Origin of the sequence: Sphingopyxis sp. KK2 (assembly GCF_001990265.1) — a bacterium.
Taxonomy (GTDB): Bacteria; Pseudomonadota; Alphaproteobacteria; order Sphingomonadales; family Sphingomonadaceae; genus Sphingopyxis.
The window spans coordinates 20,755-46,250 of record NZ_LYVN01000001.1 but is presented as its reverse complement, the minus strand read 5'-3'; the positions used below and the strand labels follow the sequence as shown (position 1 = coordinate 46,250).

Here is a 25,496-nt window from a genome sequence, read left to right as displayed (position 1 = left end):
ATGAAGGGTTTCAATCAGTTTCTGCTGTCGGGTGTTGCGGCTGCCGCGATGATCGGCTGCGCCGCACCGGCGATGGCGCAGGATGCGGTTCCCGCCGACGACGCGGGCAATGACGAAATCATCGTCACCGCACAAAAGCGCGAACAGAGCCTGCAGGACGTGCCGATCTCGATGGAGGTCGTCACCGGCGACACGATCGAGGAAATGGGCGTCAACGACTTTGCCGACATGGCGTCGTACGTTCCCAACGTCGCGGTCCAGACCACCGCGGGCAATGACGTCATCTATATCCGCGGTTTCGGCTCGCCGCCGGCCAACTTCTCGTTCGACCAGGCGGTCAGCCTCTATATCGACGGCGTCTATGCCGGGAAGAGCCGCCAGACGCAGGCGCCCTTCTTCGACCTCGGCCGCGTCGAAGTGCTGCGCGGTCCGCAGGGCGCGCTGTTCGGCAAGAACACTGCCGCGGGCGCGATCAGTGTCGTGTCGGCCGCACCGACCAAGGATTTCGAAGCATCGCTGACCGGCAGCTATGATTTCGAATATGACGGCTTCCAGCTGTCGGGCCATGTTTCGGGGCCGATTTCGGACACGCTGAGCGTGCGCCTCGCGGGCCGCATCGTCGACAATGACGGCTATATCATGAACCGCGCGACGGGGCAGAAAAACCCGCAGACCAAGCAGCAGCTGGTTCGCTTCACCGCGCTTTGGGAGCCGAGCCCCGACTTCGATTTCACCGCGCGCATCGAATATGGCAACCAGGATATCAAGGGCGGCGTCACCGTCGCGGATGCGGTGCTGCTCGCGCCGAAACTGCGCCAATCGCGCTTCCTTGAAACCTCGGCGCTCGGCGAAGAGGGCATTCGCGGCGAGACGCTGATCGCGTCGGGTACCGCGAACCTGCAGCTCGGCGATTATACGCTGACCTCGATCACCGGCTACAGCTGGTTCGACAGCGCGATGATCAACGGCTTCGACCAGACGCTGCCCAATCCGCCGGGTGGGGTGACGTCCAATTCGACCTACAACAGCTATCCCGAGAATTTCGACCAGTTCTCGCAGGAAATCCGCCTGTCGTCGCCGGTCGGTCAGCCGATCGAATTCATCGTCGGCGCCTATTATGACACGTCCGACTATCACCTCGACCAGTTTGGCGGGTTCAACATTTCCAACCCGACGCTGACCTATTTCGGCCTGCTCCACACCTTCTTCGACCAGAAGACCGAATCCTTCTCGGTGTTCGGCCAGTCGACGTGGAATGCGACCGACTCGCTGCGCTTCATCGGCAGCCTGCGCTATACGCACACCAAGAAGGAAGCGACCTTCGACGGCGAGCGCATCTATGGCCCGTACAACCTGCGTCCGCTGACGCAGGCACAGGGCAAGCGCAGCGAAGACAATATCGATCCGTCGATCACTGCGCAGTATGACGTCAGCGACGATATCATGGTCTATGCGACCTATGGCCGCGGGTCGAAGTCGGGCGGCTTCGTGTCGAACACCTATGGCACCACCGACGCGACCTTCCAGTATGAGCCTGAAAAGTCACGCAATATCGAGGCTGGCGTGCGCGCATCCTTCGGCGCGATCACCGCGAACGTGTCGGTCTATGACACGAAGTTCAGCAATCTGCAGGTGTCGGTCTATAACCCGACGACCTCGACGTACCAGACGGGCAACGCCGCGAGCGCGGCCTCGACCGGCATCGAGAGCACCTTCACGCTGAAGCCGTCGCGCAACTTCGACGTCACCACCTCGCTCGCCTATCAGGACATCCGCTATCTCGACTATCCGGGTGCGGCGTGCCTCGCGAGCCAGCCGCTGAGCGAATGCAACCCGGCGAGCCCGGCAAGCATCGCGGCGAACAACATCGCCGGATCGCCCCTGCCCTATGTGTCCGATTTCTCGGGCAGCGTGCAGGCGCACAGCTGGGTTCCGATCTCGTCGGCGCTCGAACTCGACGTCACCGGCGTGGTGTCGTTCCGCTCGGGTTACTTCAACTCGGATACGCAGGATCCGGTCTTCGGCCACCAGAGCGGCTATGCGAAGGTCGACCTGCGCGTCCAGCTTGGCGATCCCGACGACCGCTGGCACCTTGCCTTCGTCGGTCGCAATCTGACCAACAAGCTGACCGCCGGCAGCGTGTTCCGCCTGCCCTTCCCGATCACCAACGTCACGCGTTCGATCCACTATCTGGAACCCGCGCGCAGCCTGGCGATCGAAGCGGGCGTGAAGTTCTAGCAACGATGTCCCAGCGATCGGCCGTCGTCGACGCTTTCCTCGACCGGGAAGCGGCGGCGGCGGCCGTGAGCTGTTACGCGGCCGCGCTCGATGCGCGCGACTGGGCGGCGTATCGCGCGCTGTTCACCGACGATATCGCGATCGACTATGGCGCGATCGGCTCGCTGGTCGGGGTGGTCGCGGCAGACAAATGGACCGACCGCTGCCGGGCGCTCGAAGGCTTCGACGCCACGGCGCATCGGCTCAGCAATATTTCAGTTGCGATTGATGGCGACAACGCGACGGTGACGAGCATCGTCGATGCGGCGCACTTCGTGACCGTGAACGACGCTGTGCTGCTGGGCGACCTCATCGGCCGCTACACCCACCATCTGGTTCGGGCCGACGGGTGGAGGATTGCCGGGGTAACGCTGACGGTCGTCGGCTATCCCGCAGGCAAGGACGCGTTCGACGCCGCCTTTGCCGCGGCGCGGGCGATATTTGCAAAAGGGAACGCGTGATGATCGATGTCTATTTCACCCCGACGCCGAACGGACACAAGATATCGATCATGCTCGAGGAAGTCGGGCTGGCGTACCAGCTGATCGCGATGAACATGCTCGAGGGCGACCATCTGACCCCCGAATATCGCCGCATCAACCCCAATGGTCGCCTGCCGGCGATCGTCGACCATGAGCCCGTCGGCGGCGGCGCGCCGCTGCCCGTGTTCGAGAGCGGAGCGATCCTGCTCTACCTCGCCGAAAAGTCCGGCCAGTTGCTGCCCACCGACCCGCGACGGCGGAGCCAGGCGCAGCAATGGCTGATGTGGCAGATGGCGAGCTTTGGCCCGATGCAGGGACAGGCGCATCATTTCATCCGCTATGCGCCCGAGGGCCAGACCTATCCGGTCGAACGCTATCGCAACGAGACGTTGCGGCTGCTTCATGTCCTCAACGGGCGTTTGTCGGAAGCGGACTATCTGGCCGGCGAATATAGCATCGCCGACATCGCGACTTGGCCATGGACGCGCGCGATCCGCGCGATCGGTCTGACGCTCGACGATTATCCGGCGGTTGCCGACTGGTTCGCGCGGATCGGCGAGCGGCCGGCGGTGATCGCGGGGACCGACGTCAAGAACGCGGCGAACCTGTCGAGCGCGCGCCCGGTACTGACCGAGGAGCAATGGTCGAACCTGTTCGGCCGGAATATGCTGGACGCGCCGAAAGGGTAGCGGGTCACAGCGTGTCGGCATGCCCCCACTGATATGCGACCTGGCCGTCCAGACGGCGCACCGCGAGCCAGTCGCCACCGGCGAGGCCATCGTCCTCGATCAGCGCGATCACCCCGCCCGCGATATCTTCCGGCAGGCAGGCTTCATTGTTGGCGAGCACGGTCTTCATCCATTCAGACTTTTCGCCCGCCCCCGTGGTGTCGAGGATCGGGGTGTCGACGAGGCCCGGCAGCATCCCCGCGACGCGGACATTGCACTCTTCCTTCAGCGGCGCGCAGCAACGGGTGAACATCATCACCGCCGCCTTGGTCGTCGCATACATCGCATCGTAGAAACCGGTGCCGAGCGCGACAGTCGAGACCGTGTTGACGATCACCCCGCCGCCGCGCGCCTTCATCTTCTGCACGACGATCTGCGTCGCGGCGACGAGTGAGGTGACATTGATGTCGACGATCCACTGGATGCGCTTCGCATCGACGTCGGGAAAGGCGGGAAGCCCCGCGACGACGCCGGCATTATTGTGCAGGATGTCGACATCGCCATGCGCCAGGAACCAGGCCTCGGTCGCGGGGATATCGGACAGGTCGAGACGGTGGACGGTCGCACGCGCGCCCTGCCCCTCGACCAGCCGCGCGGTTTCGGCAAGACCCGCTCCATTGACGTCGACGAGCGCGACATCCGCCGCGCCGCGCACCGCGAGCATGATCGCGGTCGCGCGGCCGATGCCGCTGGCCGATCCGGTGACGATCGCACGCTTGCCCGTGATATCCATGGCTTCTCTCCCGTCTCTTCTCGGTCTACCGTAAAGCACATTGACAGATAAACTTAAATACCTAAGTATTTTTTGAGCGAGAAGACTCGCCATTTTCTGGGGAGAGTTATGACCGAGGCCACCACGCTCAACGGCGGCGCCACAGCATCCGACAGCGGCCTTGCGCTGCGCCGAAACGTCGCGCTCGCGATGCTGTTCGTGGTCGGCACGATCAACTTCGTCGACCGCCAGCTCCTGTCCGTTCTCGTCGAGCCGATCCGTGCCGAAATGGATTTCACCGACACACAGTTCGGGCTGCTCACCGGCTTCGCCTTCGCGCTCTTCTATGCCGCAGCGGGCGTGCCGGTCGCGATGATCGCCGACCGCTGGAACCGCGTGAAGCTGATCGGCATCGCCTGCGTCGTGTGGAGCGGTTTCACCGCCGCCTGCGGCATGGTGTCGAACTTCTGGCAACTGGCGCTGATGCGCTTTGGCGTCGGTGCGGGCGAGTCCGGCGGTACAGCGCCGTCGCTGTCGGTGCTCGCCGACTATTATCCGCCCGCGCAGCGCCCGCTGGCGATCGGGCTGTTCACGCTCAACGGTCCATTCGGCGTGTTCGTCGGCGCGACCTTCGGCGCCTGGGCGGCGGCGAACATCGGCTGGCGCAACGCCTTCATCGTCATCGGCCTCGTCGGCATATTGGTCGTGCCGCTGCTGATCTGGCTGGTCCGCGAACCCGCGCGCGGGCAGATGGACACCAACAAACCCGCCGACGAAGCCCTGCCCTTTGCGCAAAGCCTGGCGATGTTCTGGCGGCGCCCGTCGCTGCGCATGGTGATGATCGGCAGCGGTCTCGCCGCCTTCACCAGCTATGGCATGCTGAACTGGATTCCCGCCTTCCTGATGCGGACGCAGAAGATGCCGCTCGACGCGATGGCCGCCTATTTCGGTCCCGCCGCCGGCATCACCTTCGGTATCGGCATCCTCGGCGGCGGCTGGCTGGTCAGTCATCGCGCGAAGGTGTCGGCACGCGCCTATGGCATGATCCCGGCGCTCGCGACCCTGGTGCTGATTCCGACCTTCATCGCCGCGCTGCTGGTCGACAGCTGGCAGCTTTCGCTCGGGCTGCTGCTGATCCCGATGGCGGCGTGTACCGCCTATGTCGCGCCGGCCCTCGCACTCGTCCAGAATTTGACGCCGCCGCGAAGCCGCGCGACCGCGGCTGCTGTGCTGATGCTGATGTTCAACATCGTCGGCCTCGGCCTCGGCCCGGTATTCGCCGGCATGGTCAGCGATTATCTGAAACCCGAATATGCCGACGAAAGCCTGCGCTGGGCGCTGATGGCACTGATGCCCTTTGCCGCCGCCGCCGGGGTTGCGCAGTTCGCGATGACCCGCCACCTCGAAAAGGATTTCGCCGAATGACCGACGTCGCCGGCAAGACCGCCTTCATCACCGGCGGTGCGAGCGGGCTCGGACTCGCCACCGCCAAGGCGCTCGTCGCCAAGGGGGCGGCGGTGATCCTGGCCGATGTCGACGGCGATGGCGCCGAAGCCGCCGCCGAATTGCTGCGCAGCGATGGCGCGAAGGCGCTGGCGCTGCAGCTCGACGTCACCAGCGAAGACAGCTGGGCCGCGGCGGGCGCAAAGGCGCGCGAATTCGGGCCGGTGCGTATCCTCTTCAGCAACGCCGGGGTCGGCGGCGGATCGGGGCCGTTCGAAGAATATGACACCGAGGTGTGGCGCTGGAACTATGCGGTCAACGCGCATGCGCATCTCTATGCCTGCCGCACCTTCCTCGCCGAGATGAAGGCATCGGGCGAGGCATCGCACCTCGTCATCACCTCGTCGATGGTCGCGATCGTGCCGCCGCCGATCTCGGTCGCCTATATCAGTTCCAAATATGCGACGCTGGGTATCGCGATGGCGCTGCGCAACGAGCTGGCCGAAACCAGGGTGGGCATTTCGGTGCTGATGCCCGGCATGTCGGCGACGCGGATCGTCGAGACAACGCGCGAGCTGCGCCCGGTAGAAGTCGAGGTCGGCAAGGCCGCGGCGACGAGCCAGGCGATGCAGGGCGTGCTCGCCGGTGGCATGTCGCCCGACAAGATCGGCGCGCGCGTCGTGCAGGCGATCGAGAATGGCGACTATTGGATCTTCACTCACCCCGAGTGGAAGAAGATGGCCGAACTGGTCACCGCCGATATGCTCGGCGCGTTCGGCACCTCGGCCGATCCCGAGTACCGGGGCGACGATATCGACGGGCTGATCGCGGCCAATGGCGGCCGTATGTTCGGCGCCAGGATTTGAGGAGACCGACATGGCAGAACAGGACGACATCCGCGCGATGGCGACGCGTTTCTTCGACGCGATCGAGGCGGGCGACATCGAGACGATGAAGAACAGCTTCACCCCCGATGCCGAGATCTGGCACAATACCGATGAGCTGATCGTCACCCGCGACCAGACCGCGACGACGCTGAGCGGCATGGTGACGCGGATCAAGGACCGTGAATATGCCGACCGCCAGCTGACCGTCTTTCCCGGCGGCTTCGTCCAGCAGCACGTCCTGAAGGGCGTGCGCACCCATGACGAGGGCGCCGTGCGCCTGCCCTGCGCGATCGTGTGCAAGGTGGAGGGCGGCAAGATCACGCGCCTCGACGAATATTTCGACAGCGCCCATGTCGCCGAATTCCGCAAATTTGCGAACGCCTGAGGAGTAAATCATGCCCGTCCTGCGCCAGGTTCCCCGGTCCGAAGTCACCGACGAAACCGTCCTTGCCTATTACAACCGCCTGTTCGGCGACCGCGATCCCGTCGCCGAACCCGGCACCGCGACCGGCACGCCGGGCGACTGGTGGACGGTGTTCGCGCTGTCGCCCGACATCTTCGAACATGCCGTCAAGGGCTTTGCCGTGTACCGCAACCCCGCGCGCACGATCGACCCGGTGCTGCGCGAACTCGGCCAGACGCGCGCCGGCTGGGTGAAGGGCAGCCAGTTCGTCTTCTCGCAGCATTGCAAGTCGCTGCGCGGCCTCGGCGTCAGCGACGAAAAGATCGCGGCGATCGCGCACTGGCAGGTCGCCGATTGCTATAACGAGCAGGAACGCACCGTGCTCGCCTATGCCGATTGCCTGGCGCAGGCGAGCGGCCGCGTGCCGCTCGAGGTGTTCGACAAATTGAAGACCTTCTGGAACGACGAGCAGATCTTCGAATTCACCTACATCACCTGCCTTTACGACATGCACGCGGTGATCACCCGCGCGCTGCGCATGGAATATGACGCGCGCGAAGACCCGATCGTCGAGGTCGCGGCACCCGAGGGCTTCAGCGCCGCCGACTTCCTCAGCGCACCGCGTCCCGCGGGCCAATGAGCGCGATGCCGATAACCGTCAACTTACTTGACGGTTATCGGCAAGCGTGATAAAAAGATCAGGAGAGGATGGGCATGAAATATTATAACTCCATCGGCCCCAACCCGCGCGTCGTGAACATGTTCATGGCCGAAAAGGGCATCGAGCTGCCGCAGGTCACGATCGACCTGCGCGGCGGCGAGAACCGGCGGGCGCCCTATAATGTCGAGGTCAATCCGGCGGGGCAGACCCCCGCGCTCGCGCTCGACGACGGGTCGGTGCTGACCGAGATCATCCCCATCTGCGAATATCTCGACGAGAAATTTCCCGAACCGACGCTGATCGGATCGACGGCGGAAGAACGCGCGATCACGCGCATGTGGGTGCGCCGCATCGACCTCAAGATCTGCGAACCGCTGACCAACGGTTTCCGCTTCGCCGAAGGGCTGCCGCTGTTCGAGCCGCGGCTGCGCTGCCTGCCCGAAGCGGCGGCGGGGCTGAAGGCGACTGCGCAGGACGGCGTCAAATGGGTCGACGGATTGATCGGCGGGCGCGAATTCGTGGTCGGCGACCGGCTGACGCTCGCCGACCTGATGCTGTTCGCCTTCCTCGATTTCGGCGCCGGGGTCGGCCAGCCGATCGACCCGGCCTTCACCAATATCACCGGCTGGTACGAGCGGATGAAAAGCCGCCCCAGCACCAATCCCGCATAAGCCCAAGGAGACGGATAATGGCTGCAACCAATAGCGAGTTCGAATTCCGCGGCGTCAATCATCTGGCGCTGGTGTGCAAGGACATGGCGAAGACGGTCGAATTTTACCGCGACATCCTCGGCATGCCGCTGATCAAGACGCTCGACCTGCCCGGCGGACGCGGCCAGCATTTCTTCTTCGACTGCGGCAATGGCGACAGCATCGCCTTTTTCTGGTTCGCCGATGCTCCCGAAGCGGTCCCCGGCATCTCGGCGCCCGAGGCGCTGCCCGGCGAGGGCAATTTCACCTCGGCGCACGGCTCGATGAACCATATCGCGATCAACGTCGCGGCCGACAAGTTCGACGCCTATTGCGACCGGCTCAAGGAAAAGGGCGTCCGCGTTTCGGGCGTGCTGAACCATGACGACAGCGAAACCAACCTCGCCGAAAAGATGCACCCCGGCGTGTTCGTGCGCTCGATCTATTTTTTCGATCCCGACGGCGTGTGCCTGGAATTCGCGGCGTGGACCAAGGAATTCGACGCGAGCGACGTGGCGCACGACCCGGCCCGCGCCGATGGCACGCGCGCCAAGGGCATGATCACCGGGCGGACGCCGGTGCCCGCCGAATAACATATCCTCCTCAGGAACTCCTCTTGGCCCGGTGTGCGAGCACCGGGCCGTTTTTTTGGGGGCGGTCAGCGGGCGACGGGCTCGTAGCTGATCTTGACGTCCGAGACGTTCTCTTCCTGCTTGAACAACCGCGATTTCGGAACGTAGCGTATTCGCAAATGGTCGGGCGCGAGCCATGTCATCTCGGCCCACGGACCACCCCAATCGCCCGTCGTGGCGGCGCCATGATCGTCGTCGGCCACAAACGCATTGCCCGCCCCCGAAGGCTGCTCACCGGACGGAACGATCGATATCTGGGTCGTGAAGCCGGTCGTCGCGCCGCAATTGCGATTGAACATCACCGCGCTGTGCGCTCCGCCCGTAGCATCGCTCCGCGTGATAATCTCATTGCCGCAACCGTCGTCGCAGCCGCCAACAAGCGTCGCGAGCAGTGCCAGCGGGATCAGCCTCCACATCGACGCGGCCGTCTTACCCGACCGCCCTACCCTTGCCCTCCCAATAAGGCGCGCGCAGTTCGCGGCGGAGCACCTTGCCCGAGGGGTTGCGCGGCAGCGCCTCGATGAATTCCACGCTCTTGGGGGTCTTGTAGGCGGCGATGCGTTCGCGCGCCCAGGCGATCACCGCGGCGGGATCGGGCGCGCCATCGGGCGACGCGACGATCAGCGCCTTCGCGGCCTCACCCCATTTGTCATCGGGCACGCCGATCACCGCGACATCGGCGACGCCGGGGCAGCCCATGATCGCGCTTTCGACCTCGGCAGGGTAGATATTCTCGCCGCCCGACACGATCATGTCCTTGATCCGGTCGTGGACGAAATAGAAGCCGTCGGCGTCGCGGTAACCGACGTCCCCGGTGTGGAGCCAGCCGCCCGCAAGCGTTTCCTCGGTGGCGGGGCCGCGGTTCCAATATTCCTTCATCACGATGCCGCCGCGGATCGCGATCTCGCCGATCTCGCCGTCGCCGAGTTCGCCGCCTTCGCCGTCGAGGATCGCCATCGCAACCCCCGGCCAAGGCTTGCCGCACGAGGTGAGCTTGCCCGGAATGTCGTGCGCGCTCGGCGAAAGATAGGAGCCGCCGCCGGCCGACTCGGTCATGCCGTAGAACTGCACGAAGTCGCAGCCGAAGGTCGCGCGCGCACGGCGCAGCACATCCTCGGCGATCGGCGAGGCGCCATAGGCGATCGATTGCAGCGCCGGATAGGGCCCCTCGCCCGCCGCGGGCTGCATCAGCATCATCTGGATCATCGCGGGGGCGAGGAAGGCGTGCGCAACATTCTCCTCGCGCATCATACGGATCGCGTCGGCGGGGGTAAAATCCTTGACGAGCAACAGGCGGCCGCCCTGCGCCAGCCCCGAGAAGCTGACATTGGTCCCCGCGACATGGAAGAGCGGCATGACGATGATCACCGTCTCGTCCTGGCCATAGGCGAAACCGTCGACCTCGGTCGCGGCCTCGAGGAAGGTGCGGTAATTGCGGTGCGTCAGCACGACGCCCTTGGGCAGACCCGTAGTGCCGCTGGTGTAGAGTTGCAGCACGTCGTCGGCGAGGTCGGGACCGGACAGCGCGGCGTCGGAGGCGTCGCCAAGCCATTCGTCGAACGGCGTGAACTGCGGATGCGCGCCATAGAGCGCGACGAGGCGCGGCGGGTTGGCGAGCCCCGCGACCGCGGCGAGCGCGCAGTCGAAGAAATCCTCGCCGACGAACAGATATTCCGGGGCAGCGTCGCCGACGATGAAGCCGACCTCGGCCGGGACGAGCCGGTTGTTGATCGGCGCGAAACAGGCGCGCGCGAGCGCGGTGCCGAAGAAGAGCGGATACCAGGCGTCATGATTCTTGGTGAGCGCCGAAACACGGTCGCCGGGCTGGATGCCCGCGGCGATCAGCGCATTGGCGACGCGGTTGGATTGCCGGTCGAGGTCGGCGAAACTCGTTTCGCGGTCGCCATATTTGACGGCGATCGCGTCGCCGCGCGCGCGCGCCTGCGCGCCCGGGATATGGGCCAGGGTCCGGATGGCATCCAGATCGATCATTTCACTCTCCCCAAACTCGATTTCGGTCAATTTTTCTTGAATTAGATAGAATACTAAGCAAATGCTTGGCCAGCAAAAAATCGAGAGGACAAGCGTTGCAGAACCTTCCCATATTGCCGACAACAATCGTCGGAAGCTACCCCCAGCCCGACTGGCTGATCGACCGCGAAAGATTGAAGGCGAGCTTGCCCCCGCGCGTGCGCGCCGAGACGCTGTGGCGTATCCCCGAACCTTGGCTCGCCGACGCGCAGGAGGCCGCGACGCTGATGGCGATCCGCGATCAGGAAGAACTGGGCATCGACATCGTCGGCGACGGCGAGATGCGGCGCGAAAGCTATTCGAACCGGCTCGCGACCGCGCTGTCGGGGATCGACACCGAAAAGCATGGCACCGCGATCGACCGCACGGGCAACGCCAATCCGGTGCCGCTGGTATCGGGTCCGATCCGCCGCGTGGCACCGATCGAGGCGCAGGATGCGGCGTTCCTCCGGCGTCATTCGACCAAGCCGGTGAAGCTCACCCTACCCGGCCCCTTCACGATGACGCAGCAGGCCGAGAACGGCTATTATCCGGACCTGCGGTCGCTCGCGATGGACTATGCCGATGCGGTCAATGCCGAGATCAAGGATCTGTTCGCGGCGGGGGTCGATGTCGTCCAGCTCGACGAACCCTATCTGCAGGCGCGCGCGGCCGAGGCCAATGCCTATGCGATCGAGTCGATCAACCGCGCGCTCGACGGCGTTGGCGGGATGACCGCGCTGCACATCTGCTTCGGCTATGCGATGGTCCACCATGGTGCGGGCGCGACGGGGCCGAAGCCCAAGGCCTATGACTTCCTTGCCGAGCTGGAGGCGTCGGCGATCGACGTGATCTCGATCGAGGCGGCGCAGCCCGGGCTCGATCCGTCGATCCTCGCCGAACTGCCGACCAAGACAATCATGTACGGGGTCCTCGACCTGTCGATCCCCGAGGTCGAGACGCCCGAAGTGGTCGCGGGACGCATTCGCGAGGCTTTGCGCTATGTCGATGCCGAACGTCTGTGGATCGCGCCCGATTGCGGGATGAAATATCACAGCCGCGAGCATAGCCAGGCCAAGCTGAAGGCGATGGTCGATGGGGCGGCGATGGTGCGGGCGGAGCTCAAATAACCCATATCGTCATCCCCGCGCAGGCGGGGATCCAGCTTATTCCTTCTTTGTGGCCTTTTCGCCTTTGCGTGAGATTTTCTTGGTTTCACGCAAAGGCGCGAAGGCTCGAAGAATAAGGAAGAAAAGAAAGCTGGATCGTGCCGGGAGTCACGTGCCTCCCGACACCCTCCGCGGGATGACGTAAGTTATTGATCTACGAACGCCGTAAGCAATGGCACCACCACCTCGGGCGCCTCGACCGTCGGCAGATGCCCGGCCCCCGCGATCACCTCGAGCTTCGCGCTGGGGATGGCTTCCAATATTTCGTCATGATGCGCGCGGCTGGTGATGCCGTCCTTTTCGCCCCAGATCAGCAAGGTCGGAACCGCGATCTCGCCGAGGCGCGGGCGGCTGTCGATGCGCGCCATGATCGCGCGCTGCTGGGCGAGGAAAGTGTCGGCGCCGGTGTCGGCGGCCATCCGGCGCGCGATGCCAAGGAGGCGGGTGTCATTCCGCCTTTCCTCGGGAAAGAGGATCGGGAGGCGTTCCTCGACGACCTGGTCAAAGTTTCCGGCTTCGACGAGGTCGATATAGCCCTGCCGCCGTGCGGTCTGCGCGGGGCCGTCGGCCGAAGCGAGCGTGGAGATCAGCGCGAGCTTCGCGACGCGTTCGGGGGCGCGGCGCATCACCTCGAAGGCGACGAAGCCGCCCATGGCGTGGGCGACAAGCGCAAATTTCGGCGGTGCGTTGTCGAGGAGGCGCTGGGCAAAGCCTTCGATCGTGTCATCGCTTTGGTTGTCGGCAACGATGATCTCGCGGTCGGACCAGGCGTCCAGCAGCGGTTGCCAGACGGCGTCGGTCAAAAGCTGGCCGGTGATGAGGACGATGGGGAGCGACATTAGACCACCTGATGCACGAAGGGTTCGCCGGCGGCGAGGCGGCGGCAATTCTCGTGCGCGACGGTCAGGCTGCGCACGAGCGTTTCGGGAGTGAGCCAAGCGATATGCGGCGCGAGCACCGCATTGGGCAGGCCCAGCAGCGGATTGCCGCGCGGCAGCGGTTCCTCGGCGAAGACGTCGAGGCCGGCGCCGCGCAGATGGCCGCTGGTCAGCGCGTCGACGAGCCTGGCTTCGTCGACGAGTTCGCCGCGCGCGGTGTTCACCAGCACCGCGCCCTGCTTCATCGCGAAGGGATCGATGCTGGCGCGCGTCTCGTCGGTCAGCGGGATGTGCAGCGAGACGATGTCGCTGGTCGCGAGCAACTCGTCGAGAGGTAGGAACTCGTAGGGCACGTCGCGCTGGCTGCGCGCCGTATAGGCGATCTTCGCGCCGAGCGCCGCGAGCGCGGGCGCGAGCAACTGCGCCGAATTGCCGAAGCCGACGAGGCCGATCGTGCGCCCGCCGATTTCGCCGACCTGATCGAGTTCGGACGGGTCGGCGGTCCAACCCTGCCCGGCGCGGGTACGCGCGTCGAAAAAACAGGTGCGGCGCAGCACCGCCATCATCAGCGACAGCGCCATTTCAGCGACCGCCTGGCTGTTGGTGCCGGGCATGTTGCACACCGCAACGCCATGGTCACGCGCCGCGTCGAGCGCGATGGTGTTCACCCCGACGCCGAGTTTCTGGACGAGCTTCAATTTCGGCGCCGATGCGATGAACCCGGGGGTCACCGGGGTCAGCACATGGAGCAGCGCGGTGATGTCGGGCGCGACATCGTCGAGCGGTGCAGCCTCGTCGACATGCGTCACGACGCCCGGACCGAAGATCGCATCCACGGCTTCGCGAAAGCCGGGGCTGGGACGCGCGTGGAGGACGATCATGCCGCGACCGCGCCGATGCTGCCCGCGAAGGCCGAGAAGCCCGCGAAGACCGCATCATCACCCATCGCTTCCTCGATGCGCAGCATCTCGTTCCACTTCGCCATGCGCTCGGAGCGGGTGAAGCTGCCGACCTTGAGCTGCCCCGCGTTCCAGCCGGTCGCGAGATGCGCGATGGTGACGTCCTCGCTCTCGCCCGAGCGCGCCGAGACGATCGCGCCCCAGCCGCGCGCCCTGGCGGCATCGAGCGCGGCCTTGGCCTCGGTCACGGTGCCGACCTGGTTGACCTTGATCAGCGCGGCGTTGCACACCCCCGCGTCGCCGGCGCGCGCGACGCGCTCGGCATTGGTGACGAGCACATCGTCGCCGATGATCTGGACGCGGTCGCCGATCGCGGCGGTGACGGCGGCCATCGCGGCCCAGTCATCCTGCCCCGCGGGGTCCTCGATCGACAGGATCGGATAACGCCCCGCCCATTCGATGATGCGCGCGGCCATCGCTTCGCTCGTCAGCCGCCCATCGTCGAGCGCGAGGCGGTAGCCCGAAGCGTCGCCGAGTTCGTTGGCGGCGATGTCGAGCGAGATGAAGACATCCTCGCCCGCGCGGTGGCCGCTCGCCTCGATCGCTTTCGTGAGCGTGTCGAGGGCATCCTCGTTCGACGCGAAATTGGGCCACCAGCCGCCCTCGTCGGCAACGCCGCTGAGCGGGCCTTTCGCTTCCATCAGCCTGCCCGCGGCGCGGTAGACATCGTCCGTGATCTCAAGAGCGCGACGGAAGCTGCCGGCGGTCGGGCACATGATCATGAAGTCCTGCACATCGGTGCGCCGCCCGGCGTGCGCACCGCCGCCGAAGATCTGGATTTCGGGGAGCGGAATGCGGACTTTCGCATCGCCCGCAAGGTAGCGCCACAGCGGCTGCCCCGCATCGGCGGCGGCGGCGTGGAGCACCGCCATCGACACCGCGACGACGGCGTTCGCGCCGAGGCGTGCCTTGTTCGGCGTGCCGTCGAGCGCGCAGAGCGCGGCGTCGACCGCCGCCTGATCATGCGCATCCATGCCGGTGATCGCTCGCGCGATCTCCGACCCGATACCCGCCACCGCGCGATCGACGCCGAAGCCGCCAAAGGCGGTACCGCCGTCACGCAGGTCGATCGCCTCATGCGCGCCGCGCGAAGCGCCCGCAGGTGCGATGGCGCGGCCAACCGCGCCCGAGACAAGCGTGACTTCGGCCTCGACCGTGGGGCGGCCGCGCGAGTCCCAGAGCTGGCGGCCGGTGACGGAAGCGATGGGCGAAGTCATTCAGAAGTCCTTTTCCAATTGGCAACGAGCGCGTCGATCGGCCTAGGCGCGCGGACCAGCGCGCGCGCCTGATCGCGCACGATGGTCTTATGTTCGGGGTCGGTAAGATAGGGCGCAGGCGATTTGCCCTCGACGCGCGCGAGCAGCAGCGCTGCGGTGAGCCTGCCCGCACGGAGAAGCAGGCCGTCGGCATCCTCCCAGTCGATGCCCGCGCGGTAAGCGGCGACCAGCGCCGCAGCGGCTTCCTTCATCCGCGCGTCGCCCGACCAGACCGCCTTGAGCAGCAAGTGCGTGGTGCAGAAGGCCAGGTCGAACGCTGGGTCGCCATAGACCGCGCATTCGGCGTCGAGGAAGACCGGGCCGTCGGCGCTGACGAGGATATTCTTGGGGCTGACGTCGCCATGGACGAGCGCGATCTTGCGGCCCGAAAGATCCTCGGCGAGCGCGGTGAGCGCGGGCGCGAGTTCGGCGTCATGCTGCGCAACATAGAGCAGGAAGGGATCGACGCGCAGCGCGCGGAACATGTCGTCGTTGGGGAAGTCGGCGCGGTCGGCGTCGTTATGGGCGGTGGCGGCGTGGACGGCGGCGATGCCCTTCCCGACCTGTGCGGCGAAATCGGCATCGACGCGCCCCGCCATCAGCTCGTCCTTCCACACCGGACAGCCCGGAAGAAAGCGCATCGCAAAGGAATGGCCCGGCAGCTCGGCGAGAACCTCGGGCGCGATATGTGGATCGACACCGCGCGCGCGGCGCAGCCAGCGCACCTCGCTGGTCCCGCGCTCGACGGGGGCGAGCCATTCGGCGGCGACACGCAGTTGCGGCAGCGGGCGCTTGACGACGATCGGGCCGACCGGACTGTCGACCCTCCAAACATCGCACGACACGCCGCCGGTCAGCGGCTGGAGGACGACCTCGCCCTCCCCCGCCAGCCCGGCAGCGCGCAGCGCGTCGATGATGTCGGCGTCGGCCGTCACGTCACAGCTTCTCCCGGATCCATGCACCGACGAGATCGGCAGCGTCCTGCCGTTCCTTGATCGAATCCTCGAAATAATGCGCGCCAGGGATCAGTTCGATCCTTTTGTCGGTCGAGCCCAGAAAGTCGAAGATCTTGCGCGCGTCGCTGGGGAAGACGCCGGTGTCGGCGAGACCCTGCACGACCAGCGCGGGGGTGTCGTGCTTCGCGAGATGCGGCTCCCCCTGGCACGGCGAGGTTTCGAGGCTCCACATGTTGAGCCAGGTCTTGAGCGTGTTGGCGCGGCCGATGCTGGGGGTGCGGTTGGCGATCGCGGGGTCGCCGCGGTAGCACCAGTTGGGCTTGCGCTCCGACGGGTCGATCGCCGGATCGACGCAGCGGATATCGCCCCAGCAGCGGAACAGCGGGAAGATGCGGTCGGGAATGCCCGCCGCGTTGAGCCGCGCGAGTTCGGCCTTCGCCCAGTCGGTGATCCGCTGGTTGCGCGCGCGCTGGCCGGCGCGATATTTGGCGATGAAATCGTACGAATAGGGCGGGCCATTGTCGGGGTTGAACGGATCGAGTTCGGGGTCGGTCAGCGTCGGATCATTCTCGTCGATCACCGAGGCGTCCATCCAGTCGGTGAGGACTTCGGGACGGCCCTGATGCGCGTTGAAGCTGATATAGAGATCGCCCTTCACCAATTGCGCGAGCGCATCCTGGCCGACCGACGGCAGGCGGTCGGTGAGCGTCGGCGCGATCGCCTCGGCCTGATAGGCGCCCATCAGCGAACCGCCGCCCGAATTGCCCAGAATGACGATCTGCTCGACCCCGGCCTCTTCCTTGAGCCATTTCATCCCGACGCCGATGTCGAGCACCGCATGTTCGAGCAGGAACTGGTCCTCGAAACCGCGATAGCGGGTGTTCCAGCCGAGAAAGCCGAAACCCTGCCGCGCGAAATAGGGCGCGATATAATGTTCGGAGAAATCGACGTTATAGTGGGTGGCGATGATCGCGACCTTCGGGCGCTTGCCCGCCTCGGTCCAGTAGATGCCTTGGCACGGATGGCCGCCCGCTTGGATGCGCGGCGCGGTCGGCGGCGCGCGGCCGATGAAGGTCGCGTCGAGGCCCTCGATGCCGTTGGGATCCATAAGTCTCTCTCCTGTTGTTGCAGTTGTTCTAGCGGCTGACCTCGAAGGGCAATGTATAGCCCTCCAGCCCGGCGCGGATCGCCTTCTTGTCGATCTTGCCTGTGGGGCCGAGCGGGATGTCGTCGACGAAGAGGACATCGTCGGGCATCCACCATTTGGCGATCTTGCCGTCGAGGTAGCCGGTGAGGTCCGCCGCCTCGGCGCTGGCACCGGGCTTGAGCTGGCAGAGCAGGATCGGGCGCTCGTCCCATTTGGGATGCGACACGCCGACGACCGCGGCGTTGGCCACCGCTTCATGCCCCATCGCGATATTCTCGATCTCGATCGAGCTGATCCATTCGCCGCCCGACTTGACGACGTCCTTGGCGCGGTCGGTGATCTTCATATAGCCTTCGCCGTCGATCGTGCTGACGTCGCCGGTGTCGAAAAAGCCCTCGGCGTCGAGCACATCGCCGCCTTCATTGCCGAAATAGGCGCCGGCGATCGTCGGGCCCTTGATCATCAGCCGGCCCGGGGTCTTGCCGTCGTGCGGCAGGCGGTTTCCGCCATCGTCGACGAGCTTCATTTCGAGCCCACAAAGCAGGCGGCCCTGCTTGAGCTTGTAGACCATCTGCTCGGGTTCGGATTTCGCCGCGACCGCGGCGTTGGGAACCGAGACTGTACCGAGCGGCGAGGTTTCGGTCATGCCCCAGCCCTGGATGACGTCGACGCCATAATCATCGCGGAAGGTGCGGATGATCGATTCGGGGCACGCCGAGCCGCCGATGGTGACGCGTTCGAGCGTGGTGAAGCGTTTCCCGTTTTCCTGCATATATTGCAGCAGCATCTGCCACACGGTCGGGACGGCAGCCGAGTAGGTGACGCCCTCCTCTTCGATCAGATTGTAGATCGATTCGCCGTCCATCCGCTGGCCGGGCAGCACGAGCTTCGCGCCGACCGCAGGCGCCGAATAGACGACGCCCCAGGCATTGGCATGATACATCGGGACGACGAGCAGCACCGTGTCGCGCGCCGACAGGCCCAGCGCATCGCGCTGGAGCGTCATCAACGCGTGGATATAGTTGGAGCGGTGCGAATAGAGCACGCCCTTTGGATTGCCCGTCGTCCCGCTGGTATAGCAGAGGCCGCAGGCGGCGTTCTCGTCGAACCCGCCCCATGCATAGTCGGCGGGCTGGCCGGCGATCCAGTCGTCGAAGGCGATGGCAGGAAAGCTGGTCTTGGGCAGCGAAGCTGCGTCGCAGAAGAAAATCACCTTCTCGATGCTCGGCACCTGCGGCAGCAATTCTTCGACGAGGTCGGCGGTCGCGGGGTCGGCGATCAGCAGCCGGTCGCCGGCGTGGTTCGCGATATAGGCGATCTGTTCGAGAAACAGGCGCGGGTTGAGCGTGTGGAGCACGACGCCCATGCCTGCTGCGCCATACCAGGCCGACAGATGCCGCGCGCTGTTCCAGCCCATCGTCGCAACGCGGTCCCCCGGAACGATTCCTTCGGCCGCGAGCGCGTTCGAGACGCGCTTCGCATCGGCGTGGATATCGGCATAGCTCGAGCGGGTGACCCGGCCCTCGGCATCGCGCGACACGATTTCGCGGGCCGCGTGCCAGTTCGCGGCGTGATCGAGGATGCGATCCACCGTCAGCGGAACATCCTGCATCAATCCCATCATGGCCGTTGTCGCTCCCATCATCATGGCGTCTAGCGCCGGTTAAAAGGATAGTATACTAAGTATTTCGGATATGCAACGCCGCGCTGCCTTGCGTCCCCCCTGCCCTTCTTCTAGCACGGACCAAAGGCAAAGGGGGCCGACCGCAGCATCATATGCGCACCAACCAATTGATCATCGCACTTTTTCAGCGCTTTTGCTGGATGGACGAAGGGCTGCAGGCGCGGCTGCACGATCGCGGCTGGCCCGACGTCAGCCGCCCGCAATCGATGGTGATGACCAATGTCGTCAGCGGTGTCGTCCGCCCGTCGGACATCGCGCGCAACCTGGGGGTTTCGCGGCAGGCGATTCACAGCACGATCAACCAGATGATCACGCTCGACATGGTCAAGCTCGACACCGATCCCGACGATCGGCGGCACATGATCGTGTCGCTGACCGAGACGGGCGCGCGGATGCGGCAGGACGCCCAGCGCGCGATGGACGCGCTGACCGCGCAGATCGCCGAGGTGCTGGGGCAGGACCGCTTCGATGCGCTGCTCGCCTCGCTCGAGGCCGACTGGGGCGACAATATCGAGCGTGATCCGGCGCCGGCGAAAAAGAAGCGCGCCTAGGCCGCGAGCGCCTTGGCCACCGCGACGAGGCGCGCCGCGGTCATGTCGACGAGCGACGCGGGCAGCGCCTCCTTGAGCTGGCCGTCCTCGTCGAAGGCCGCATGCGCATTGGGGACAAGCACCTGGTCGGGGATCACGAGCATCTGGATGGTGCCGAGGATCTGGCGCAAATGCGCAAGCGCGCGAATGCCGCCGAAGGGGCTGACCGAGGCGCCCATGATCGCCGCCGCCTTGCCGCGAAAGGCGGTCAGCGCGAGCGGACCCTCGCCCTCGGTCGGGCGCGAGGCCCAGTCGATGGCGTTTTTAAGCAGCGCCGGAATCGAGCCATTATACTCGGGCGAGATCACGAGCAGCCCGTCCTGCGCGGCGAGGACTTTTTTGAGCTTCAAGGCGTCGGCCGGAAAGGCATCGGCCTCGAGCGCGGCGGTGTAGATCGGCAGGTCGAGCGCCGCGAGGTCGACGACGATCACCTCGGCGCCATGCGCGGCAAGCTGCACCGCTGCGAGCGCGCCGAGCGCCCGGTTGAACGAGCCGTCGCGCGTGCTGCCGACGATCACCGCAATCTTCGTCATAATCTCTCCCGCCCGATATGGTTAGAATGCTAACCGATTCGCGGCGGGCATCGCAACTTAGATGCGCAGGATCAAGCCTTGACGTCGGACAGCACCGACAGCTTTTGCGTTTCGTCGGCGAGATTGCCGATCACGCGGCGCATCAGCGATTGCAGCACCTCGACCTCCTCGTCGCTCATTCCACGCGTCGCGATCTCGTGGATCTCGGCATTCATCGGCGCGAGCACCAGTTCGAGCTTGCGTGCGTGCGGGGTCAGGAAGATGAAGGTCTTGCGGCGGTCGTCCTCGGTCTTCTTGCGGGTGATGAAACCCGCCTTTTCGAGGCCCTTCAAGGCAACGACTGTCGTCGGTTCGCGCATGCCGACACGCTCGCTGAGTTCGCGCTGGGTAATGCCGTCCTCGCGCCACAACTGGCGCAGGAAGCGCCATTGGCCCGCCGAGACATCATGCGTCAGCGTGCGGCGCTCGAGCAGCCGCGAGAAGGAACGGAAGACGACGCGCGCGAGATAGCCGATACTGTTTTCGGGATCGGTGTAATATTCGGCGGGATGCCGAAAGCTCTCTCTTGTCTTCGCCAATGCCTTGCTCCCCTGCGGCCCCGCGGCCTTGTGTCTGACCCAATTCTTAGAGGCCGAAGAATCGGGCGGCAACCTCTATCGTCGCCGGACACGATGAGGAGATCAAATGATTGGACAAGCCGGCCAATCGCACTTACTTAGATTACTAAGTTATTAGCCGGAGGCCGTGGTGCAGCAATTCGTCCGGGTGCGCGGGGTCGCGGCGCCGCTGCCGCTCGCCAATGTCGACACCGACATGATCATCCCCGCCAGCTTCATGAAGGCGCTGACCCGCGACGGGCTCGGCGCGCACCTGTTCGAGGCGCTTCGCTTCGCGACCGACGGCAGCGAGCGCGACGATTTCATCCTCAACCGGCCGGCGTGTCGCGACGCGCAGATATTGATCGCCGACCGCAATTTCGGTTGCGGATCGTCGCGCGAGCATGCGGTGTGGGCGCTCGACGATTTCGGCATCCGCTGTGTGATCGCGCCAAGCTTCGGCGACATTTTCGCGAACAATGCGCGCAAGAACGGCCTGCTGCTGATCCGGCTGCCCGAAGCGCTGTGCGAACGATTGCGGGGCGAGATTGCGCTCGCGCAATTTGCGCCGGTCGAGGTAGACTTGGAAGCGCAGGAAATCCGCCTCGCCTCTGGCGAGGTGATGGCCTTCGCGGTCGACCCCGACGACCGGCGGGTGCTGATGGAGGGACTCGACGATATCGGGCGTACGCTGCGCCACGAAGACGCCATCGCGCGGTTCGAGACGGCGGCCTAGTCCAGCATGTCGGGCGAGGCGATCGCCCCGGCGATCGCGCTCGCCGCCGCGAGCGCCGGACTCATCAGATGCGTTCGCCCACCGCGGCCCTGGCGGTTTTCGAAATTGCGGTTCGAGGTCGAGGCGCAGCGTTCGCCGGGGGCGAGCCGGTCGGGATTCATGCCGACGCAGAGCGAACAGCCGGGTTCGCGCCAGTCGAAACCGGCGGCGGCAAAAATGACGTCGAGCCCCTCGGCCTCGGCCTGGCGCTTGACGAGCCCCGACCCCGGCACGACCATCGCGCGGATATGCGGCGCGACGTGGCGGCCCCGCGCGATCGCGGCGGCGACGCGCAAATCCTCGATCCGGCTGTTGGTGCAGCTGCCGATGAAGACGCGGTCGAGGCGCAGGCCGGCGATCGGCATAGCCGGCGCGAGGTCCATATAAGCGAGTGCGCGCTCGGCGCTCGCACGCGCGTCGAGGTCGGGCAGGTCCGACGGATCGGGCACGCGGTCACCGATCGCGACGGCCTGGGACGGGTTGGTGCCCCAGGTCACCATCGGGCGGATGGCGGCGGCGGCGATGCGCAATTCGCGGTCGAACGTCGCATCGGCGTCGCTCGCGAGCGCGCGCCAGCGGGCCACCGCCCTGCCCCACGCCTCGCCCGACGGCGCCGAGGGCCGGCCCGCGAGATAGGCGAAGGTCACATCGTCGGGCGCGACCAGCCCGGCGCGCGCACCCATCTCGATGCTGAGATTGCAGAGCGTCATCCGCGCCTCCATCGACAGCGCGCGGATGGCGGGGCCGGCATATTCGATGACATGGCCCGTCGCGCCATCGACGCCGACCGCGCGGAGCAGGTGCAATGCGAGGTCCTTGGCCGAGACATGATCGGGAAGCGTCCCGTCGACGGTGATCCGCATGCCCCGCGACTTGCGCTGGCGGATCGTCTGCGTCGCGAGCACATGTTCGACCTCGCTGGTCCCGATGCCGAAGGCGAGCGCGCCGAACGCGCCATGGGTCGAGGTGTGGCTGTCGCCGCAGACGATCGTCATGCCGGGCTGCGAGCGCCCCTGTTCGGGGCCGACGACATGGACGATGCCACCCCGCGGATCGCCCATCGCGAAGCGCTCGATGCCTGCACGGTCGGCATTGACCTCGAGCGCCAAAAGCTGCGCGCGCGCCTGTGCGTCGGCGACCGCGGCGGCGCCCGCCGCCTGCCCCTCGGTCGGCACATTATGGTCGGACAGCGCGAGCGCGCGTTCGGGGCGACGGACCGGACGGCGGGCGGCGGCGAGCGCGGCGAAGGCCTGCGGCGAGGTGACTTCGTGGAGCAGGTGCAGGTCGATGTAGAGGATCGATTCGCCCTCGTCGTCGGCGACGACATGCGCGTCCCAGATCTTGTCGTATAGCGTTCGTGCCTTCACCGGATCCGTCATGCAGCCTCGCCCCGTCGGCGCCGTTCAGAGCGGCGCGATAATACTTAGATATCTAACTTATACGGCATGCCTGCCACCGGTATCAAGCGCTTTTCCGCCGATGTCGATTTTCACAATCATGAAATACTTAGTAGTTGAAGTATTTTTTCGGCGTGATATGAGGGCTTCGGGAATGAGGATAGACCGACGGTACGAACCGAGGATGATAATCCCCGACCGGCGATAACGCGGCACAAGCCGTCACACCCGTTCCTTGGACAATGGAGCCGGATGCGCACGCCGCAATTCCGAACGCGATCACGCGTGCGGAAGCGGACCCGGTGCGCCCCCGGTGAACGGGAGGATGACATGAAGACCGCTTTGCTATTGCTTTCGACCGCCGCGATCGCGCTTTCGGCCGCCCCGGTGCATGCTCAGGATGCCGCCGCCGATACCGCGACCGACGATACCACGGGCACCGACGAGACCTATGGCGAGATCCTCGTCACCGCGCAGCGCCGCTCGGAAAGCGTACAGGACGTGCCGATCGCGATTTCGGCGTTCAACAGCGACATGGTCGAGGCGAGCGGCAGCACCAATATCACCAGCCTCAACGGCCTCGCGCCCAACGTCGTGCTGCAGACGCAGGGCCTGGTCGCCAACGTCCCGATGATCTCGATCCGCGGCATGAACACCTCGGACCCCGATCCCAATGCCGACCCGAAGGTCAGCACGATCATCGACGGCGTCTATATCCCCTTCGTGTCGAGCACGATGCTCGATCTGTTCGACGTCGAGCGCATCGAAATCCTGAAAGGCCCGCAGGGCGTGCTGTTCGGCAAGAACAACCTCGCCGGCACGCTCAACGTCATCACCGCGCGCCCGACCGACGATTTCGGCGGCGAGGCGCGGGTGTCGCTCGGCTCCTATGGGCTCAAGCAATTCCGCGGCAAGGTCAACTCGGGCCGCTTCGCGAACGACGCGCTGGCGGCGAAGGTCGCGGTCAATTTCCGCGACTACAACGGCTATTCGCGGAACGTCATCACCGGAAACCGGCTGAACGGCGCCAATGTGAAGTCGGTGCGCGGGGCGCTCGAATATGACGCCGGCGGTGCCTTCGATTCGACCCTGATCGTCGACTGGCTGAAGCAGAAGACGACCGGCCCCGCGCCGCATGTGCTCGATAATGGCGATCCGAACTGGGACCTCCTGCCCGATGTCGTGAAAACCGACGTGCGCAAGGCGGCGGTGCTGTTCGATCCCTTTGCCAACACCGAGAGCTGGGGCGGATCGTGGAACTCGAACCTCGACGTGGGCTGGGGCACGGTGAGCGCGGTGCTAGGCTACCGCGACCTCAAATATATCACGCGCGGCGACTTCGACGGGCTGATCACCCCGGCGCCGCAGCTCGACGTGACGCGCGACTTTGCCGGTGATTCGAAGAGCGCCGAACTGCGCTATGTCTCGCCCGCGGGCGAGCCGGTCGATTTCGTCGTCGGCCTCTATTATCAGGCCGATAAATGGCGCCAGTTCAACACAGTGCTGGCGACGCCGACGACCACGACGCTCGCGCAGCTGCACCAGGACACCGAAAGCTATGCGCTGTTCGCGCTGGTCAACGCGCATCCCGCTGACGGGCTGACCTTGTCGATGGGCGGCCGTTACAGCCACGACCGCAAGAAATACGACATCGCATCGCAGGTGCGCGTGAACGGCAACCAGACCTCGTCCTTTGCGAGCAGCCTCGAGGCGAGCTGGGCCGAGTTCACCCCGCGGCTGACGGTCAATTACGAAGTCACCCCCGACATCATGGTCTATGCCAACTATTCGCAAGGCTACAAAGCCGGCGGCTATAATTCGCGCGGCACGATTCCCGAGAATGTCGGCCCCTACGACCCCGAGCGCGTCACCGCCTATGAAGTCGGCGCGAAGAGCGACCTGTTCGACCGCCTGCTGCGCCTCAATGTCGCGGGCTTCCTCAACAAATATACCGACCTGCAAAGCTCGGTGACCAAGATGGGGTCGGTCCGCGCCGAGAATATCACGACCAATATCGCGGCGGCGGAAATCTATGGGTTCGAGATCGAGAGCGTGCTGCGCCCGGCGCAGGGTTTCACCATCGGCGCCAACCTCGCCTATCTGCACGCGCGCTACACCGACTTCTGCGCCGACACCAACGGGGTGTTCACCAATGGCGCGCCCGAGCCGGGCCAGTGCGGGCCGGCGGTGCCGATCCTGATCAACGGCGTGCCCAACGGCACCTTCGCAGTGCCGACCGACTCGTCGGGGCTCGACCTCGCCAACGCACCGAAATGGAGCGGCAGCCTGTCGCTCGACTATGCGATCCCGACCTCGTTCGGCGAAGTGAAGCTGCACAGCGACGCGCGCTATTCGTCGCGTTTCAACACCTGGGGCCGCAGCAACCTTCCGGGCTATTATCGTGACGAGGTGGTGCTGCTCAACGCGAGCATCGCGGTCGCGGGCGAGGACGAGAAGTGGAAAGTCACGCTCTACGGCACCAACCTGACCGATCAGGAGGTGATTTCGGGCGCGACCAACGCGGGCGCGACGCCGATCAGTCAATTCTATCAGGCGCCGCGCGAATTCGGGGTCGATCTGTCGTTCAAATTCTGACCATCTGGCGCCCGCGATGCAGGCGTTGCATCGCGGG

The 25,496-nt window shown here is 65.4% G+C and carries 25 protein-coding genes; 13 read left to right on the top strand and 12 right to left on the bottom strand.

The features are described from left to right. From B1A78_RS00225 to B1A78_RS00215, 3 genes are read left to right on the top strand one after another with little or no spacing between them, the layout of a single operon-like run. Positions 1-2,238 carry a TonB-dependent receptor gene (locus tag B1A78_RS00225; protein WP_077145024.1) on the top strand — a complete coding sequence of 746 codons (2,238 nt, stop codon included), beginning with the start codon at positions 1-3 and terminating at the stop codon, positions 2,236-2,238. Positions 2,239-2,243: 5 nt separating this feature from the next. After that, positions 2,244-2,738 carry a nuclear transport factor 2 family protein gene (locus B1A78_RS00220; RefSeq protein WP_077145023.1) on the top strand — a complete coding sequence of 165 codons (495 nt, stop codon included), beginning with the start codon at positions 2,244-2,246 and terminating at the stop codon, positions 2,736-2,738. Next, positions 2,738-3,448 carry a glutathione binding-like protein gene (locus B1A78_RS00215; protein WP_077145022.1) on the top strand — a complete coding sequence of 237 codons (711 nt, stop codon included), beginning with the start codon at positions 2,738-2,740 and terminating at the stop codon, positions 3,446-3,448. Before B1A78_RS00220 ends, B1A78_RS00215 begins: the two co-directional genes overlap by 1 nt. 4 nt (positions 3,449-3,452) lie before the next feature. Here the strand turns inward: B1A78_RS00215 and B1A78_RS00210 are convergent, their stop codons facing one another. Further along, complete coding sequence (locus B1A78_RS00210) at positions 3,453-4,220, bottom strand: SDR family NAD(P)-dependent oxidoreductase (RefSeq protein WP_077145021.1); 768 nt, start codon at positions 4,218-4,220, stop codon at positions 3,453-3,455. 108 nt (positions 4,221-4,328) lie between these two features. On the opposite strand from B1A78_RS00210, the gene B1A78_RS00205 reads away from it, so the two are divergent. The 6 genes from B1A78_RS00205 (at position 4,329) to B1A78_RS00180 (ending at position 8,875) form a co-directional block, all read left to right on the top strand. Further along, positions 4,329-5,624, top strand: coding sequence for an MFS transporter (locus tag B1A78_RS00205; RefSeq protein ID WP_077145020.1), 1,296 nt, complete (start codon positions 4,329-4,331; stop codon positions 5,622-5,624). Continuing rightward, the gene (locus B1A78_RS00200) at positions 5,621-6,508 is read left to right on the top strand and encodes an SDR family oxidoreductase (protein WP_077145019.1); all 888 of its coding nucleotides are present in this window, start codon (positions 5,621-5,623) and stop codon (positions 6,506-6,508) included. Before B1A78_RS00205 ends, B1A78_RS00200 begins: the two co-directional genes overlap by 4 nt. Positions 6,509-6,518: 10 nt before the next feature. Beyond that, on the top strand, positions 6,519-6,914 hold the full coding sequence (locus B1A78_RS00195) for a nuclear transport factor 2 family protein (RefSeq protein WP_077145018.1): 396 nt from the start codon (positions 6,519-6,521) through the stop codon (positions 6,912-6,914). A gap of 10 nt (positions 6,915-6,924) precedes the next feature. Then, the gene (locus B1A78_RS00190; RefSeq protein WP_056347445.1) at positions 6,925-7,572 is read left to right on the top strand and encodes a carboxymuconolactone decarboxylase family protein; all 648 of its coding nucleotides are present in this window, start codon (positions 6,925-6,927) and stop codon (positions 7,570-7,572) included. Between the two features lie 74 nt (positions 7,573-7,646). After that, positions 7,647-8,264: a glutathione S-transferase family protein gene (locus B1A78_RS00185; RefSeq protein ID WP_077145065.1), complete on the top strand. Its 618-nt coding sequence runs from the start codon at positions 7,647-7,649 to the stop codon at positions 8,262-8,264. 17 nt (positions 8,265-8,281) lie between these two features. Next, positions 8,282-8,875, top strand: coding sequence for a VOC family protein (locus tag B1A78_RS00180; protein WP_083733670.1), 594 nt, complete (start codon positions 8,282-8,284; stop codon positions 8,873-8,875). Between the two features lie 65 nt (positions 8,876-8,940). Here the strand turns inward: B1A78_RS00180 and B1A78_RS00175 are convergent, their stop codons facing one another. Then, the gene (locus B1A78_RS00175; RefSeq protein ID WP_077145017.1) at positions 8,941-9,330 is read right to left on the bottom strand and encodes a hypothetical protein; all 390 of its coding nucleotides are present in this window, start codon (positions 9,328-9,330) and stop codon (positions 8,941-8,943) included. Between the two features lie 13 nt (positions 9,331-9,343). Further along, positions 9,344-10,906 carry a long-chain-fatty-acid--CoA ligase gene (locus B1A78_RS00170; protein ID WP_077145016.1) on the bottom strand — a complete coding sequence of 521 codons (1,563 nt, stop codon included), beginning with the start codon at positions 10,904-10,906 and terminating at the stop codon, positions 9,344-9,346. Positions 10,907-10,971: 65 nt separating this feature from the next. Here B1A78_RS00170 and B1A78_RS00165 point away from each other — a divergent pair, with 65 nt between their 5' ends. After that, the gene (locus B1A78_RS00165; protein ID WP_372236857.1) at positions 10,972-12,054 is read left to right on the top strand and encodes a 5-methyltetrahydropteroyltriglutamate--homocysteine methyltransferase; all 1,083 of its coding nucleotides are present in this window, start codon (positions 10,972-10,974) and stop codon (positions 12,052-12,054) included. A gap of 185 nt (positions 12,055-12,239) precedes the next feature. On the opposite strand, the gene B1A78_RS00160 is transcribed toward B1A78_RS00165, so the two are convergent. The 6 genes from B1A78_RS00160 to B1A78_RS00135 are packed head-to-tail and all read right to left on the bottom strand — an operon-like array spanning position 12,240 to position 18,913. Further along, a complete protein-coding gene (locus B1A78_RS00160; RefSeq protein WP_077145014.1) occupies positions 12,240-12,932 on the bottom strand; it encodes an alpha/beta fold hydrolase in 693 nt (230 codons plus the stop codon). Beyond that, on the bottom strand, positions 12,932-13,852 hold the full coding sequence (locus B1A78_RS00155; RefSeq protein WP_077145013.1) for an NAD(P)-dependent oxidoreductase: 921 nt from the start codon (positions 13,850-13,852) through the stop codon (positions 12,932-12,934). Before B1A78_RS00155 ends, B1A78_RS00160 begins: the two co-directional genes overlap by 1 nt. Next, positions 13,849-15,147 carry a phosphopyruvate hydratase gene (eno, locus tag B1A78_RS00150; protein ID WP_077145012.1) on the bottom strand — a complete coding sequence of 433 codons (1,299 nt, stop codon included), beginning with the start codon at positions 15,145-15,147 and terminating at the stop codon, positions 13,849-13,851. Before eno ends, B1A78_RS00155 begins: the two co-directional genes overlap by 4 nt. Further along, positions 15,144-16,121 (bottom strand): phosphotransferase family protein, encoded by a 978-nt coding sequence (locus B1A78_RS00145; RefSeq protein WP_256837368.1) that lies wholly within the window; start codon positions 16,119-16,121, stop codon positions 15,144-15,146. The genes eno and B1A78_RS00145 overlap by 4 nt, the downstream gene beginning before the upstream one ends. A 1-nt stretch (position 16,122) precedes the next feature. Then, the gene (locus B1A78_RS00140; RefSeq protein WP_077145010.1) at positions 16,123-17,250 is read right to left on the bottom strand and encodes an alpha/beta hydrolase; all 1,128 of its coding nucleotides are present in this window, start codon (positions 17,248-17,250) and stop codon (positions 16,123-16,125) included. 28 nt (positions 17,251-17,278) lie between these two features. Continuing rightward, on the bottom strand, positions 17,279-18,913 hold the full coding sequence (locus B1A78_RS00135) for a long-chain-fatty-acid--CoA ligase (protein WP_077145063.1): 1,635 nt from the start codon (positions 18,911-18,913) through the stop codon (positions 17,279-17,281). 200 nt (positions 18,914-19,113) lie between these two features. On the opposite strand from B1A78_RS00135, the gene B1A78_RS00130 reads away from it, so the two are divergent. Beyond that, complete coding sequence (locus B1A78_RS00130; protein ID WP_256837366.1) at positions 19,114-19,524, top strand: MarR family winged helix-turn-helix transcriptional regulator; 411 nt, start codon at positions 19,114-19,116, stop codon at positions 19,522-19,524. Here the strand turns inward: B1A78_RS00130 and B1A78_RS00125 are convergent. After that, positions 19,521-20,096, bottom strand: coding sequence for an NADPH-dependent FMN reductase (locus tag B1A78_RS00125; RefSeq protein ID WP_077145008.1), 576 nt, complete (start codon positions 20,094-20,096; stop codon positions 19,521-19,523). The genes B1A78_RS00130 and B1A78_RS00125 overlap by 4 nt on opposite strands. A 71-nt stretch (positions 20,097-20,167) precedes the next feature. Continuing rightward, positions 20,168-20,674 carry a MarR family winged helix-turn-helix transcriptional regulator gene (locus B1A78_RS00120; RefSeq protein WP_077145007.1) on the bottom strand — a complete coding sequence of 169 codons (507 nt, stop codon included), beginning with the start codon at positions 20,672-20,674 and terminating at the stop codon, positions 20,168-20,170. A 169-nt stretch (positions 20,675-20,843) separates the two neighbouring features. On the opposite strand from B1A78_RS00120, the gene leuD reads away from it, so the two are divergent. Next, the gene (gene leuD / locus B1A78_RS00115) at positions 20,844-21,428 is read left to right on the top strand and encodes a 3-isopropylmalate dehydratase small subunit (RefSeq protein ID WP_077145062.1); all 585 of its coding nucleotides are present in this window, start codon (positions 20,844-20,846) and stop codon (positions 21,426-21,428) included. Here the strand turns inward: leuD and leuC are convergent. Further along, positions 21,425-22,846: a 3-isopropylmalate dehydratase large subunit gene (leuC, locus tag B1A78_RS00110; RefSeq protein WP_077145006.1), complete on the bottom strand. Its 1,422-nt coding sequence runs from the start codon at positions 22,844-22,846 to the stop codon at positions 21,425-21,427. The two genes, leuD and leuC, sit on opposite strands and share 4 nt — an antisense overlap. Positions 22,847-23,194: 348 nt before the next feature. Here leuC and B1A78_RS00105 point away from each other — a divergent pair, with 348 nt between their 5' ends. Next, complete coding sequence (locus tag B1A78_RS00105; RefSeq protein ID WP_179101943.1) at positions 23,195-25,459, top strand: TonB-dependent receptor; 2,265 nt, start codon at positions 23,195-23,197, stop codon at positions 25,457-25,459. Positions 25,460-25,496: the final 37 nt, after the last annotated feature.

Coding starts and splice junctions, on each gene's coding strand:
- leuC (WP_077145006.1), bottom strand. CDS start 22,846: ATGACGGATCCGGTGAAGGCACGAACGCTATACGACAAGATCTGGGAC.
- B1A78_RS00215 (WP_077145022.1), top strand. CDS start 2,738: ATGATCGATGTCTATTTCACCCCGACGCCGAACGGACACAAGATATCG.
- B1A78_RS00175 (WP_077145017.1), bottom strand. CDS start 9,330: ATGTGGAGGCTGATCCCGCTGGCACTGCTCGCGACGCTTGTTGGCGGC.
- B1A78_RS00195 (WP_077145018.1), top strand. CDS start 6,519: ATGGCAGAACAGGACGACATCCGCGCGATGGCGACGCGTTTCTTCGAC.
- B1A78_RS00135 (WP_077145063.1), bottom strand. CDS start 18,913: ATGATGGGATTGATGCAGGATGTTCCGCTGACGGTGGATCGCATCCTC.
- B1A78_RS00205 (WP_077145020.1), top strand. CDS start 4,329: ATGACCGAGGCCACCACGCTCAACGGCGGCGCCACAGCATCCGACAGC.
- B1A78_RS00155 (WP_077145013.1), bottom strand. CDS start 13,852: ATGATCGTCCTCCACGCGCGTCCCAGCCCCGGCTTTCGCGAAGCCGTG.
- B1A78_RS00130 (WP_256837366.1), top strand. CDS start 19,114: ATGGACGAAGGGCTGCAGGCGCGGCTGCACGATCGCGGCTGGCCCGAC.
- B1A78_RS00220 (WP_077145023.1), top strand. CDS start 2,244: ATGTCCCAGCGATCGGCCGTCGTCGACGCTTTCCTCGACCGGGAAGCG.
- B1A78_RS00185 (WP_077145065.1), top strand. CDS start 7,647: ATGAAATATTATAACTCCATCGGCCCCAACCCGCGCGTCGTGAACATG.
- B1A78_RS00225 (WP_077145024.1), top strand. CDS start 1: ATGAAGGGTTTCAATCAGTTTCTGCTGTCGGGTGTTGCGGCTGCCGCG.
- B1A78_RS00140 (WP_077145010.1), bottom strand. CDS start 17,250: ATGGATCCCAACGGCATCGAGGGCCTCGACGCGACCTTCATCGGCCGC.
- B1A78_RS00125 (WP_077145008.1), bottom strand. CDS start 20,096: ATGACGAAGATTGCGGTGATCGTCGGCAGCACGCGCGACGGCTCGTTC.
- B1A78_RS00170 (WP_077145016.1), bottom strand. CDS start 10,906: ATGATCGATCTGGATGCCATCCGGACCCTGGCCCATATCCCGGGCGCG.
- B1A78_RS00160 (WP_077145014.1), bottom strand. CDS start 12,932: ATGTCGCTCCCCATCGTCCTCATCACCGGCCAGCTTTTGACCGACGCC.
- B1A78_RS00210 (WP_077145021.1), bottom strand. CDS start 4,220: ATGGATATCACGGGCAAGCGTGCGATCGTCACCGGATCGGCCAGCGGC.
- eno (WP_077145012.1), bottom strand. CDS start 15,147: ATGACTTCGCCCATCGCTTCCGTCACCGGCCGCCAGCTCTGGGACTCG.
- B1A78_RS00180 (WP_083733670.1), top strand. CDS start 8,282: ATGGCTGCAACCAATAGCGAGTTCGAATTCCGCGGCGTCAATCATCTG.
- B1A78_RS00200 (WP_077145019.1), top strand. CDS start 5,621: ATGACCGACGTCGCCGGCAAGACCGCCTTCATCACCGGCGGTGCGAGC.
- B1A78_RS00190 (WP_056347445.1), top strand. CDS start 6,925: ATGCCCGTCCTGCGCCAGGTTCCCCGGTCCGAAGTCACCGACGAAACC.
- B1A78_RS00105 (WP_179101943.1), top strand. CDS start 23,195: ATGAAGACCGCTTTGCTATTGCTTTCGACCGCCGCGATCGCGCTTTCG.